Source organism: Geobacillus jurassicus NBRC 107829 (genome assembly GCF_001544315.1).
Lineage (GTDB): Bacteria > Bacillota > Bacilli > Bacillales > Anoxybacillaceae > Geobacillus > Geobacillus jurassicus.
On record NZ_BCQG01000019.1, the window covers coordinates 30,246 to 43,555 of the forward strand.

The following is a 13,310-nucleotide window of genomic DNA, read 5'->3' on the forward strand; positions in this document are numbered from 1 at the left end:
TTGGCTTCTCACCGTTGATTTTACCAGTGGTTCGGTTCAGCCAATTTGGGCGCAAATAGCCCGTTCCCCGCTGTTTAGCGTAATTTCAAAACGATCGCTTGGCGTCTGTCCGCGTTCGTAATAGTGATGGACGCTGGCGATTTGTTTCGTATTGTCATAAATCATGAAATTCACGCCGAACGATTTCGCAAACAACAAGCCGTTATAGCAATACAAGCAGTCATACAGCGAGAACCCGAGGCTGTTCAGCCATTGAATAAATTGGAAAAAGGTTGAATCAGGAAGCGCGGCAAGCCATTGTTGATAAGCATACGTCAGCCGCTTGCGGAAACGGATGCGATCGCCGTTCTGAAGAGAAAAGATGCCAAGATCGGTCGCGATGGCGCCTTGTTCTTGCCATTGCCCGGACAACCAATGTCCGCCGTGAAACCATTCGATTCCTTGTTCTGCAATTTCTTCCACTAAAGAAGCTTCCTCTTCCTCGTCGAAAAAGATCCATTCGTCGTTGACGAACTCCACTGTTCCATACACATACGCCCGCGGTTGTTCTGTGATGTATTGCAATCGTTCTCCGATGTTCAATGTCCCTCATCCTCCTTGTACTCCTCTGTTTTTCCATTTTTTTGCTGATTTATTCGTGTGGAGAGCGGCATCGGACAATTCATCGAAATGTTTGGGGGTGCATAGAATGGAATCATGCCGATGCGGAGAAGGCGATCACCGGGAGCGGCCGCAAGGAAAAAGAACGGTGGAACGGAACAGATTCATTTGCCATTTTCGATGAAAGAAAGGATTGGTTCGTATGTGTGGCATCACTGGCTGGGTCCATTTCGGGCGCGATTTGCGCCGCGAGCGGACGGTCATTGACAGCATGACCGAGACGCTCGCCAAACGTGGACCGGATGATACCAATACATGGCTGGATACACACGTCGCTTTCGGTCATAAGCGGCTCGTCGTTGTGGATCCGGACGGCGGCAAACAACCGATGGTTCGGCAAAAAAATGGATGCCGTTATACGATCGTTTACAACGGCGAACTGTATAATACAGAAGATATTCGCAAGGAACTGTTGCGCAAAGGTTATCGATTTGACGGCCACTCTGATACAGAAGTGTTGCTTGCCGCGTACATGGAGTGGAGGGAACAATGCGTTGATTGGCTTAACGGCATTTTTGCTTTTGCTGTTTGGGATGAGAAGCGCGAGCTGTTGTTTATGGCGCGCGACCGACTCGGGGTGAAGCCGCTGTTTTACCGGGAAGACGGTGGGGGGTTACTGTTTGGTTCGGAAGTGAAGGCCATTTTGGCTCACCCGGATGTAAAAGCCGAAGTCAATTATGAAGGATTGGCTGAAGTGTTCGGCCTTGGACCGTCGCGCACGCCGGGCCATGGCGTGTTTGACGGCATCCGGGAGCTGCGCCCGGCGCACGCGCTCACGTTCTCCCGCAGCGGGCTTCGCATTTGGCGGTATTGGAATGTCGAAAGCGATGTCCATCGCGATTCGTTCGAGGAAACGGTCGAAAAACTGCGCTTTCTATTGACGGATGCGGTGACGCGTCAGCTTATTTCCGATGTACCGGTTTGCACGTTTCTATCCGGCGGGGTCGATTCGAGCGCCATTACGGCGATTGCCGCCAATGCCTTCGCTGCGGATGGAAAAGGGCCGTTGCACACGTACTCGATCGATTATGAAGGAAATGATCAGTATTTCAAAGTAAATGATTTTCAGCCGAATACGGATGCGCCGTTTATCGAGCAGGTGTCGAACAAGTTTCAAACGGTTCATCACCGCTGCGTGATCACCCAAGAAGAACTGTTCCGCCATTTGCATGAAGCCGTCATCGTCCGCGATGTTCCGGGTATGGCGGACGTCGATTCTTCGCTTCTTTGGTTTTGCAAACAAATTCGCGAACAGTTTGTCGTCAGCTTATCAGGGGAGTGCGCCGATGAAATTTTCGGCGGCTATCCATGGTTCCACCGGCCGGACGATTTGTCGCGGAAAGGATTTCCTTGGATGCGTTCGATCGATGCACGCATCGGCTTGTTAAAGGAAGAATGGCGACAAAAGCTTCGTTTGGACGACTACGTGCAAATGCGTTATGAACAAACTCTCGCCGAAGTGCCGCGCCTCGAAGGGGAAAGCGCTGAGGAGGCGAAGCGGCGCGAGCTATTTTACTTAAATATGATTTGGTTTATGACGACGCTGCTTGACCGGAAAGACCGGATGAGCATGGGAGCGAGCTTGGAAGTGCGCGTGCCGTTCGCTGATCATCGCATTGTCGAATACGTTTGGAACATTCCGTGGAATATGAAAATGCACGGCGGCAGAGAAAAAGGACTTTTGCGAAAAGCGCTTGAGGGATTGCTTCCCGAAGAGGTGCTTCACCGGAAAAAAAGCCCATATCCGAAAACGCACCATCCTCTATATACGAAACTTGTCAAGCAATGGCTTGAGCAGCTGCTCCATGACCGCAATTCGATTTTGCATGAGTTTTTCGACCGGGAAAAATTGACGGCGCTCATTGAAACAGAAGGGAAGTCGTTCCAAGTGCCGTGGTTTGGGCAGCTCATGACCGGTCCGCAGCTGCTCGCTTACCTTGGTCAAGTGCACGTTTGGTTTGATCATTATGGCATTCGCATTAAAGAATAAGAGCTGCGCCTGTGCGCAGCTCTTATTTAATTTGGACGGTGTTACGCCATTTTTGCTTGCGGCACCATCGTTTTTTTCATCCAGACGCGCGACCGCCACCGCCAAAGCATCAACAGCCCGCGCAGCCATTCGTCGGCGATGAACGACAGCCAAATGCCGACGAGGCCAAACCCGAGGGCGATGCCGAATACGTAAGCAACGGTCACGCCGACGCCCCACATCGACAAAATGCCCATATAGACGGGAAATTGAACATCACCAGCGGCACGAAGCGAGCTGATGATGACGATATTGAATGAGCGGCCGGGCTCTAAGATCATGGTCAACAACAACAATTTGCGGCCAAGCTCGATCATGGAACGGTCATCGGTAAAGAGCGACAGCAACGGTTCAGCGAACCAATAGGCAACGGCCGCCGCCAGCACCGAGATGGCGATGGCGCTGTACAAACTTTTCAAGCAGCGGGCGTAGGCTTCCTCGTACCGCCCGGCCCCGACGAAGTGGCCGATGAGAATTTGCGTTCCTTGGCCGATGGCGAGGCCGAATAAGAAGATAAACATCATAATGTTTTGTGTATATACGCGGACGGTTAATGCCTCGGCTCCGAGCCATGTAATGAAATACGTAATGGCCATTTGCGCCGTATTGTACGAAAGATGTTCCCCGGCTGCCGGAACACCGATTTTCAGCAGTGAGCGCAAATGGTAAAACGGTAGCGCGCGAAACACGGCAAGTGAAATGCCCGTTCGTTTGCACAATAAAGCAACTAACACAGCAAAACCGACCAACCGGCTCGCTGCCGTTGAAATGGCCGCCCCTTCCGCCCCAAGGGGAGAAAGGCCAAACGACCCGAAAATAAGGAAATAGTTGCCGATAATATTCAGTACGTTCATTCCGATCGTGACATACATCGTATCGCGTGTAAAGCCGTAGCTTTTTAAGATGGCGCCGACTGTCATCATCAGCGCTTGGATGAACAAAAACCCGCCAACAATCGCCAAATAGCTGCTCCCTTCATCAAACAGCTCGGCCGGCAGCCCCATCATCCACAAAATCGGCCGGCTAAACGCGGCGAGAATGGCGCTGAGCAACAGCCCGAACAGCAAATTGGCCGCAAGGGAAACGAGCGACACCTCGATGGCCTCTTGCTCCCGCTGGGCGCCTAAATATTGGGCGACAAGCACCGCCGTCGCCAAAGCGACGAAGTTAAACAGCACGATCGTTAAAGCGATGATTTGATTCGCCACTCCGACGGCGGCAACCGCGTGATCTGAATACTGGCTGAGCATCAGTGTATCGGCGTTGCCCATCACCATATAGAGCAGCGTTTCAATGAAAATCGGCCAGGTCAACGAAAACAGCGACCGCGTGTTGGCCTCCTGACGCATAATTGAGACAACTCCTTTTTCTTATTCCGACTTGAGCGATATAATCAGTTTAGCTGGATTGCCGCATGATGGAAAGAGAAAGAAGCGATTTTGCTTGCACATTTCCGACAAGAAGAGAGGAGAGGCTGATGGACTCTGTCACATTTTCTATGCCGCCGCTGCCAGTGTTCATCAAAGGGGCGGAAAGTGTGTTTCCGGAAGGAAAGAAGCATTTCCGACGAACATTTTCCGTCTTTGATTTGCTTTATGTGAAACGAGGCTGCTTGTATATGACGGAAAACGGGCGCGAGTTTGCGGTTGGCAGTGGACACTATTTGTTGTTGATCCCGGGGAGGGAACATTACGGGCACCGTCCATGCGCGGAACAGACAGAGCTGGTTTGGCTTCATTTTCTGTTGCCGGATTTTGCGGTCGTTTCCGATGGCAGCGTCAGCCGGCAGACAGTGATAGAAAAGGAGGCGACATACACCGAGCCGATCCAATACCGGCTCTCCATTCGCCAATATGGTGAAGTAAAGCAGCGCGAGCGGGCTGAGCAGCTGCTTAGCCAAATTGCGGAACACAACATTAGGCGGGATATCGATCAGCCGCTCCGGCAGCTGCTTTTGTTCATCGAATTCCTTTGGCACTTGCAAAAACAGGAACTTTCCGTCCCGAGCGCATCGGAACAGGTCAGCGCCGCCGCCGTTGCGTATATTGAAAAACATTTTAGCGAGCCCATTACGCTGGACATGCTCGCACGGGAGCTCCGGTTTCACCCGGACTACATCACCCGTTGCATGCAAAAAACGATCGGCATGGGATTTAGCCGCTACTTGGCGCATTATCGGCTGTCAAAGGCAAAGCAATGGTTGGCGGAGACGAACGAGACGATCGAGGCGGTCGCCAAGCGGGTCGGCATTGACGATGGCGCCTACTTTTCGCGCCTGTTTAAAAAGATGGAAGGGATCACGCCGACCGAATATCGGCGCATGGCGCGGCGTAATTGACCTTCTTCTATGCCGTTGGTATAGGATGGGGACGGTCAGCAAAAGATCAAACCGGTGCAGCTTGTCCGCTGCACCGGCAGCCGATATGTTTGTCCGTAACCGCCCGCTCAGTCGCCTTACCAGCTTTCGACCGCGTAAAGCACAAACCCGTACGGCGGCAAGGAGACGCAAAGTGTTTCCGCCTCTGCGGCGAACCGCTCCCCTGTCAGAAGGTTGACCAGCCATTTTCCCCGCGCATCGATCGGCATGGGGATTTCTGCTGCTTCGTTGCTCCGGTTGATGATGACCATGACCGTTTCGTCACCGTCAGTTTTTTCGTAAATGAGATGGTTGGCCTCATCATCAGCGGCGAGAAAAGCGACATCGCCGCGCCGAAGCGCCCGGTGCCGCTTGCGAAGCGCGATCAGTTGCTTGACATGTTCATACAGTTCTTTGTTTTGTTTCTCTGGATCCCACACCATGCATTTTCGGCATTCCGGATCGTTTCCGCCCGTCATGCCGATTTCATCGCCGTAGTAAATACACGGCGAACCAGTGAAAGTGAGCTGGAACAAAAACAACAATTTCGCTTTGCGGACGTCGCCGCCGCAAACAGTGAGCAGCCTTGGTGTATCGTGGCTGCCAAGCAAGTTAAACGCCGCTTCGTTGACCTGTTTTGGATAGGAATGAAGCACATGCATCAATCGATCGGCAAACTCGCGGGCGCTCATGTTTTCTTTGGCGAAAAAGCGGAGCGCCGCGTCCGCCAACGGATAGTTCATGACGGCGTCAAACTGGTCGCCGCGCAGCCATGGCATGGCGTCATGCCAAATCTCGCCCAAGATGTACACATCCGGCTTCAGCGCTTTCACCGCCTGGCGGAATTCTCGCCAAAACTCGTGGTCAATTTCATTGGCAACATCAAGCCGCCATCCGTCAATATCAAACTCGCGAATCCAATATGTCGCCACATCAAGCAAATAGTTCTTCACCTCAGGGTGGGAGGTGTTGAGCTTTGGCATTTGCGGCACGAACGCAAACGTGTCGTAATTCGGGCGCGGCTCGGTTTGCAACGGAAACTCGCGAATATGAAACCAGTCCTTATATTTCGAGGCCTCGCCGTTTTTCAATACATCTTGAAACGGGGCGAATTCAAAACCGCAATGGTTGAACACGGCATCGAGCATCACGCGAATCCCTTTTTCATGGCAGCGTTGAACAAGTGTTTTCAACGTCTCTTTATCCCCAAAGTGGGGGTCGATTTCAAAATAATCAGCGGTGTCGTATTTATGATTCGACGGCGCGCGGAAAATCGGCGTCAAGTAAATGCCGGTGATGCCGAGATCAGCCAAATAGTCAAGGTGATCGATGATTCCTTGCAAGTCGCCGCCAAAAAAGCTCGTCGGCGTCGGGTCCTCGCTTCCCCACGGCCGCGCCCCTTTCGGACTGATGGCCGGGTTGCCGTTGGCGAACCGCTCGGGGAAAATTTGATACCATACTGTGTCTTTTACCCAGTCCGGCGCTTGGAATAGGTCGACCCGATGAAGAAAGGGGAAGCAAAAGTAGTAAGCGGTGTCGTCGCTCGGAGCTTCATGGTAAAATCCTTTTTCCGTATAGACCAGTTTCTCGTCCCCAGCTCGAAGCACAAACCCATAGCGCAGCCGTCGATATGGCGGCTTGACTTCGGCGAGCCAATAGTCAAACAGCCCGTCGCTTCCTGTTTTCCGCATCGGCATCGTTTGAAACTGCCAGGCGCCATCGTGCCATTCGTACGGGTCGCCAAAAAGCAGCTCGACGTGATCGACATCATTTTTCTTTGTTTGAAGCCGGAGATGGAGCGTCTCGCTGTCATAAGCATAAGCGAAATGGTCGGTTGAGCGGTGGTGGATGGCTTCTTTCCTCATTCGCTTTTTCCTCCTTTGTTATCTGAAGCAATCGTTTGCATTAATGCTTCGCTATAATAAAAAGTACGTTAAGAGAAAAGAAAAGTCAAATTTTAATAGAAAAAAAGGCTTGTAAAATGAAAAATAGGCGTTATAATGGAGATGAGTGGTGCAATCGTTTTCATAGGAAGGATTAAAATTTATTTGTGCAAACGTTTGCCTTATGATTGTACCGCTAAGATTCCGTAATGATGACAGGAGGGGGATTATGAGAAAAGCGTTATCTTTATTTCTCATGGCCGTGTTGTTGATTGGCGTGCTGGCTGCCTGCGGTCCCAAGCGCGATGTCCAGCAGCCGAAAGGAAACGACCAAAAGACGGCGGAACAGGACAAAAAACCAGAGAAACTCGTCGTGTGGGTGAACGATGATGAAAAACAAAAACAAGCGCTGAAGGATATTTTTCAAAAGTACACCGAAAAAACCGGAATCAAAATCGAAATGGTGACCGTCAGCATGCTCGACCAGACGAAGAAACTGGCGCTTGACGGCCCGGCTGGCAAAGGGCCGGACGTGTTCTATCAGCCGCATGACCGCATCGGCGACATCGTGCTGCAAGGATTGGCCGACCCGGTCGACCTTGGCGATGTGAAAGGCGAATACAGCCCGACAGCAGTCAATGCAGTAACTTATGACGGTCAAACGTACGGCGTCCCGATGGTCGTCGAAACGTACGGCGTGTTCTACAATAAAAATTTAGTGCCGGAAGCGCCGAAAACGATGGATGACTTGATGAACATCGCCAAGGAAAAAACGAATGCAGCGAAAGATCAATACGGCTTTTTAATGGAAGCGGCGAACTTCTATTTCGTTTATCCGTTCTTTGCTGGCTACGGCGGCTATGTGTTTAAAAATGAAAACGGCAAATATGATACAAGCGATATCGGCTTGGCAAACGATGGAGCGGTCAAAGGGGCGGAACTCGTTCAATCGTGGTTTAAAAACGGCTATATTCCGAAAGAAATCACGGGCGATATTATGAACGGACTGTTTACGAAAGGAAACGTGGCCGTCGCCATCACCGGTCCGTGGAATATCGCGTCGTATAAGGAAGCGTTGGGAGACAAGCTGGCCACCGCGCCGCTCCCGGTCTTAGACAACGGCGAGCATCCGAAATCGTTTGTCGGCGTGAAGGCGTGGATGCTGTCAGCGTATTCGCAAAACAAAGAATGGGCCACCGATTTCATGAAATTTGTGACGAACGAGGAAAATTCGCTCCATTACTATGAAGTAGCGGGTGAAATGCCGGCGAACGAAAAAGCGTTGACGAATGACAAAATTAAAAATGATCCGCTGATTTCTGGTTTTGCGGAACAAATTCAATACGGCGAGCCGATGCCGAACGTGCCGGAAATGTCGCAAGTGTGGGAGCCGATGGGCAACGCCCTGCAATTTATCGCCAAAGGCGACAATCCGAAAGCGGTGCTGAGCGAGGCGGTCAAAACGATTCAGGATAAAATTGCCGCCAGCGGCGCCGGGAAATAACGATTGAGATCGCGGTGGATAGGGCGAGCCCTATCCACCATTGTCATCTATCGAGAGGGGGAGTTAGCATGCCGGAAGCAAACGTCCGCCATCGACCGGCGGTGGCGATGGCGCTGTCGCTGTTGTTTGCCGGCCTTGGACAATTGTACAACCGCCGGTACATCAAAGGGCTTTTGTTTATCGTCATTGAAGCGTCTTTTTTGATCACCTTTTACAATTTTTTAAACATCGGGCTCTGGGGGCTTGTGACGCTGGGAGAAATCCCGATGCTCGACCATTCGATTTTTCTCTTGATTCAAGGATTGGTTTCCGTCATCATCATCGCTTTTGCCGCCGCTTTGCATATCGCCAACATCATCGATGCGCGCAACGACGCCCGACGGCGGCAACGCGGCGAGCCGTTTCCATCGCTTTTGGAGTCGTGCCGCAACGCTTGGGATAAGGGGTTTCCGTACATCTTTGTCACTCCCGGCCTTGTGATGCTGTTGTTTATCGTTGTGCTGCCGCTGCTGTTTATGGTGTCGCTTGCGTTCACTGACTACAACTTGTACCACTCGCCGCCGCGGCATTTGTTGAATTGGGTCGGGTTTGAAAATTTCAAGAACTTAGTGTCGATTCCGATTTGGAAAAGCACGTTTTTCAGCGTTCTCGCGTGGACGATCGTTTGGACAGTTGTTGCAACGACGATGCAAATCGCTCTTGGGCTGTTTTTGGCTTTGCTTGTCAACGATCCGCGCATTAAGTTTAAGCGGTTCATCCGCACGGTGTTGATTTTGCCGTGGGCCGTGCCCGCGTTTGTCACAATTTTGGTGTTTGCGGCGATGTTTAACGACAAATTCGGTGCCATCAACCGCGAAGTGTTAAGCTTGTTTGGATTGTCGATCCCGTGGATGACCGACCCGTTTTGGACGAAAGTGGCGCTCATTTTGATTCAGACGTGGCTTGGCTTCCCGTTTGTATTTGCCTTGTTTACTGGCGTTTTGCAAAGCATTTCCCGCGATTGGTACGAAGCGGCCGACATCGACGGAGCGACGCGCTGGCAAAAGTTTCGCTCGATCACCTTGCCGCACGTGCTGTATGCGACGGCACCGCTGTTGATCATGCAATATGCCGGCAACTTCAACAACTTCAATATCATCTATTTGTTTAACGACGGCGGTCCGGCCGTGCGCGGGCAAAACGCCGGCGGGACGGATATTTTAATTTCATGGGTGTACGATTTGACGTTCACGACGAACAACTACAATATGGCGGCGGCGATCTCGCTCATCATCGGCTTGATCGTCAGCGGGTTTGCCATCTACCAGTTCCGGCGCACCCGTTCCTTTAAAGAGGAGGGGAACATTTGATGAACCGCAAATGGAAATCGCGTGTGGAAGTGGCGCTTATTTATTTGTTTATCGCCTTCATGTTTGTCGTCATCGCCTATCCGCTCCTTTGGACAATCAGCATGTCGCTCAATCCGGGAACAAGCCTGTATTCGGCATCGCTCATCCCCGAGAAGTGGACGTTCGAGCATTATAAATGGCTGTTTACAAGCCCGCAGAGCGACTATTTGCTTTGGTATAAAAACAGCTTGTTTGTCGCTGCAGCCAACGCGGTGCTGTCGGTCTTGTTCACGGCGCTCATCGCCTATGCGTTTTCGCGCTACAAGTTTGTCGGGAGAAAAACAGGGTTGTATTTATTTTTAGTCCTGCAAATGTTTCCGTCGCTCATGGCGATGGTGGCGATCTATATTTTGTTAAACATGCTTCATCTGCTTGATTCGCTTTGGGGGCTCATCCTCATTTATGTCGGCGGACAAATTCCGTTTAACGCGTGGCTTGTCAAAGGCTACTTTGACACGATTCCGCGCGAGCTGGACGAGGCGGCGCGCATAGATGGGGCCGGGCACTTCGGCGTCTTTTTCCGTATTATGCTGCCCTTAGCCAAGCCGATTTTGGCTGTTGTCGCCTTGTTCAACTTTATGGCGCCGTTCACCGATTTTTTGCTGCCGTCGATCGTCTTGCGCGATCCGGATAAATTTACGCTGGCGGTTGGGCTGTTTAACTTCATCAGCGACCGGTTTGCGAACAACTTCACCCGATTTGCCGCCGGCTCGATTTTGATCGCCGCGCCGATCGCCATCGTCTTTTTGTTCTTGCAGCGGTATTTAATTTCCGGCTTAACTGCTGGTGGCACAAAAGGGTAAGAACCGCTATCATATAATAGTGGGCTGACCCGTTTCCATACGGACAAACAGACGGCAAAGGAGGGGAAGGAAATGGGGAACCGGCTTTGCGCGCTGCTCATCCTTCCGTTCCTTCTTTTTTATGCTTCGCCGGCTGCGGCGGAGGGGAAAGAAGAACGGACGTGGCAAGATGAAGCGATTTATTTCATTATGGTCGACCGGTTTAACAATATGGATCCGACCAACGACAAGGACGTCAATGTCAACGATCCGAAAGGGTATTTCGGCGGCGATTTAAAAGGAGTGACGGCGAAGCTCGACTACATCAAGGAGATGGGGTTTACCGCCATTTGGCTGACGCCGATTTTTAAAAACATGCCGGGCGGCTACCATGGTTATTGGATCGAAGATTTTTATCAAGTCGATCCGCACTTTGGCACGCTGGGCGATTTGAAAACACTCGTCAAAGAAGCGCATAAGCGCGATATGAAAGTCATTTTGGACTTTGTCGCCAACCATGTCGGCTACAACCATCCGTGGCTGCATGACCCGGCGAAAAAAGACTGGTTCCACCCGAAAAAAGAGATTTTCGACTGGAACGACCCAACGCAGCTTGAAAACGGCTGGGTGTACGGACTCCCGGATTTGGCGCAAGAAAATCCAGAAGTCAAAAAGTATTTAATTGATGCTGCCAAATGGTGGATCAAAGAGACCGACATTGACGGCTACCGGCTCGATACGGTGCGCCACGTGCCGAAATCGTTTTGGCAGGAGTTTGCGAGAGAAGTCAAATCGGTGAAAAAAGACTTTTTCCTTCTCGGTGAGGTATGGAGCGATGATCCGCGTTATATCGCTGAATATGGAAAGTACGGCATCGACGGCTTTGTCGATTACCCGCTGTATGGCGCGGTGAAGCAGTCGCTTGCTAGGCGCGATGCGTCGTTGCGCCCGCTGTATGACGTCTGGGAATACAACAAAACGTTTTACGACCGACCGTATTTGCTCGGGTCGTTTTTGGACAACCATGACACCGTCCGCTTTACGAAGCTGTCGATTGACAACCGCAACAACCCGATTTCACGCATTAAACTGGCTATGACGTATTTGTTCACCGCCCCGGGCATTCCGATCATGTATTACGGGACGGAAATCGCCATGAACGGCGGCCAAGATCCGGACAACCGCCGTCTGATGGATTTCCGCGCCGACCCGGTCATCATCGATTATTTGAAGAAAATCGGCCCGCTTCGCCAACAGCTGCCGTCATTGCGGCGCGGCGATTTTACGTTGCTATATGAAAAAGACGGCATGGCGGTGTTTAAACGGCAATATGAAGATGAAACAACGGTCATCGCCATTAACAACACGAGTGAAACGCAGCATGTCCATCTCACCAATGACCAGTTGCCGAAAAACAAAGAGCTGCGCGGCTTTTTATTGGACGATTTAGTGCGCGGCGATGACGACGGCTACGACCTTGTGCTCGATCGCGAAACGGCGGAAGTGTACAAGCTGCGGGAAAAAACCGGGATCAACATCCCCTTTATCGCGGCGATTGTCGCCGTCTACGCGCTCTTTCTCCTATTTTTGTACTTAGTGAAAAAACGGGCGAAACGGATTCATGAATAAATGAAGGAAAGGAGGGAGCTTATGACCGTTACGATTAAAGATGTGGCGAAAAGGGCCAATGTCGCGCCGTCGACCGTCTCGCGGGTGATCGCCGACAGCCCGCGCATCAGTGAGAAGACGAAGCAGCGGGTGCGCGAGGCGATGAAAGAGCTTGGCTATCATCCGAACTTTATCGCCCGCAGCCTCGCGAGCCAGGCGACGCAAGTCATCGGCATCGTCATGCCGAGCTCGGCCGACCAAGCGTTGCAAAACCCGTTTTTCCCTGAAGTCATCCGCGGCATCAGCAAAGCGGCCCATGAAAAGCGGTACGCCTTGCAAATGTCGACAGGAGAAAAAGAAAGTGACATTTACGAACGGGTCGTGGAGATGCTGCAAGGACGGCGCGTCGACGGGGTCATTTTGCTTTATTCACGGCAAAACGATAAGCTCATGAAATACTTGCAAAAGCATGACTTTCCGTTTGTCGTCATCGGCAAGCCGCACCAAAAGGCAGAACAAGTGACCCATGTCGACAACGACAACGTGCAGGCGGGAAAAGATGCGACGAACTACTTGATCGCCCGCGGCCATGAACGGATCGCTTTTGTCGGCGGCAATCCGCAATATTTGGTGACCGTCGACCGCCAAAACGGTTACGCTGCTTCGTTGCATGAAGCCGGGCTGCCGTACCGCTCGGAATATGTCGTCTATGAAGAATTTCTGCAAGAAGGCGGCCAAGAGGCGATGAAGGAGCTTCTTTCTTTGCCTGAGCCGCCGACTGGGCTCGTTGTCGCCGATGATCTCATGGCGCTCGGGATGCTCAAAACGCTCGATGAAATCGGCCTTCGCGTCCCGGAAGACGTGTCGATTGTCAGCTTCAACAACACGCTGCTTGCGGAGATGTCGCGCCCGCCGCTTACCTCGGTCGACATCGGTATTTTCCAGCTCGGCTATGAAGCGGCGAAAAGTTTAATTGAAAAAATCACAAACCCAAACGAACCGATCAAACGCATCATCATCCCGCACCGACTCGTTGAGCGTGGGTCGTGTGCTAAACGATAAACGGGCCATTCACAAAAAGCAGCCATCGCGGCTGCTTT

At 51.7% G+C, this 13,310-nt stretch carries 10 protein-coding genes; 7 read left to right on the forward strand and 3 right to left on the reverse strand.

Annotated features, from left to right (window positions below; genetic code table 11):
- Positions 1–36 precede the first annotated feature (36 nt).
- Entirely contained in the window at positions 37–582 is a 546-nt protein-coding gene (locus GJ1_RS07105; protein ID WP_066230426.1) for a DUF2777 domain-containing protein, read from the reverse strand.
- Positions 583–802: 220 nt separating this feature from the next.
- On the opposite strand from GJ1_RS07105, the gene asnB reads away from it, so the two are divergent.
- Positions 803–2,650 carry an asparagine synthase (glutamine-hydrolyzing) gene (asnB, locus tag GJ1_RS07110; RefSeq protein ID WP_066230430.1) on the forward strand — a complete coding sequence of 616 codons (1,848 nt, stop codon included), beginning with the start codon at positions 803–805 and terminating at the stop codon, positions 2,648–2,650.
- 41 nt (positions 2,651–2,691) lie between these two features.
- On the opposite strand, the gene GJ1_RS07115 is transcribed toward asnB, so the two are convergent.
- Positions 2,692–4,038, reverse strand: coding sequence for an MATE family efflux transporter (locus tag GJ1_RS07115; protein WP_066230432.1), 1,347 nt, complete (start codon positions 4,036–4,038; stop codon positions 2,692–2,694).
- 128 nt (positions 4,039–4,166) lie between these two features.
- Here GJ1_RS07115 and GJ1_RS07120 point away from each other — a divergent pair, with 128 nt between their 5' ends.
- A complete protein-coding gene (locus tag GJ1_RS07120; RefSeq protein WP_066230434.1) occupies positions 4,167–5,027 on the forward strand; it encodes a helix-turn-helix transcriptional regulator in 861 nt (286 codons plus the stop codon).
- 116 nt (positions 5,028–5,143) lie between these two features.
- On the opposite strand, the gene GJ1_RS07125 is transcribed toward GJ1_RS07120, so the two are convergent.
- Positions 5,144–6,910 carry a cyclomaltodextrinase gene (locus GJ1_RS07125; RefSeq protein WP_066230437.1) on the reverse strand — a complete coding sequence of 589 codons (1,767 nt, stop codon included), beginning with the start codon at positions 6,908–6,910 and terminating at the stop codon, positions 5,144–5,146.
- A gap of 247 nt (positions 6,911–7,157) precedes the next feature.
- On the opposite strand from GJ1_RS07125, the gene GJ1_RS07130 reads away from it, so the two are divergent.
- From GJ1_RS07130 to GJ1_RS07150, 5 genes are all read left to right on the forward strand, one after another.
- On the forward strand, positions 7,158–8,432 hold the full coding sequence (locus tag GJ1_RS07130; protein WP_066230440.1) for a sugar ABC transporter substrate-binding protein: 1,275 nt from the start codon (positions 7,158–7,160) through the stop codon (positions 8,430–8,432).
- Positions 8,433–8,500: 68 nt separating this feature from the next.
- The gene (locus tag GJ1_RS07135) at positions 8,501–9,781 is read left to right on the forward strand and encodes a carbohydrate ABC transporter permease (RefSeq protein WP_066230443.1); all 1,281 of its coding nucleotides are present in this window, start codon (positions 8,501–8,503) and stop codon (positions 9,779–9,781) included.
- A complete protein-coding gene (locus GJ1_RS07140; protein ID WP_066230446.1) occupies positions 9,781–10,623 on the forward strand; it encodes a sugar ABC transporter permease in 843 nt (280 codons plus the stop codon). The genes GJ1_RS07135 and GJ1_RS07140 overlap by 1 nt, the downstream gene beginning before the upstream one ends.
- A 72-nt stretch (positions 10,624–10,695) precedes the next feature.
- Positions 10,696–12,231, forward strand: coding sequence for an alpha-amylase family glycosyl hydrolase (locus GJ1_RS07145; protein ID WP_066230451.1), 1,536 nt, complete (start codon positions 10,696–10,698; stop codon positions 12,229–12,231).
- Positions 12,232–13,272 carry a LacI family DNA-binding transcriptional regulator gene (locus GJ1_RS07150; protein ID WP_157068364.1) on the forward strand — a complete coding sequence of 347 codons (1,041 nt, stop codon included), beginning with the start codon at positions 12,232–12,234 and terminating at the stop codon, positions 13,270–13,272.
- Positions 13,273–13,310: the final 38 nt, after the last annotated feature.

Excerpts from the sequence above, each read along its gene's own strand:
- GJ1_RS07135 (WP_066230443.1), top strand. The coding sequence starts at position 8,501 with ATGCCGGAAGCAAACGTCCGCCATCGACCGGCGGTGGCGATGGCGCTG.
- GJ1_RS07150 (WP_157068364.1), top strand. The coding sequence starts at position 12,232 with ATGAAGGAAAGGAGGGAGCTTATGACCGTTACGATTAAAGATGTGGCG.
- GJ1_RS07130 (WP_066230440.1), top strand. The coding sequence starts at position 7,158 with ATGAGAAAAGCGTTATCTTTATTTCTCATGGCCGTGTTGTTGATTGGC.
- GJ1_RS07115 (WP_066230432.1), bottom strand. The coding sequence starts at position 4,038 with ATGCGTCAGGAGGCCAACACGCGGTCGCTGTTTTCGTTGACCTGGCCG.
- asnB (WP_066230430.1), top strand. The coding sequence starts at position 803 with ATGTGTGGCATCACTGGCTGGGTCCATTTCGGGCGCGATTTGCGCCGC.
- GJ1_RS07140 (WP_066230446.1), top strand. The coding sequence starts at position 9,781 with ATGAACCGCAAATGGAAATCGCGTGTGGAAGTGGCGCTTATTTATTTG.
- GJ1_RS07125 (WP_066230437.1), bottom strand. The coding sequence starts at position 6,910 with ATGAGGAAAGAAGCCATCCACCACCGCTCAACCGACCATTTCGCTTAT.
- GJ1_RS07145 (WP_066230451.1), top strand. The coding sequence starts at position 10,696 with ATGGGGAACCGGCTTTGCGCGCTGCTCATCCTTCCGTTCCTTCTTTTT.
- GJ1_RS07120 (WP_066230434.1), top strand. The coding sequence starts at position 4,167 with ATGGACTCTGTCACATTTTCTATGCCGCCGCTGCCAGTGTTCATCAAA.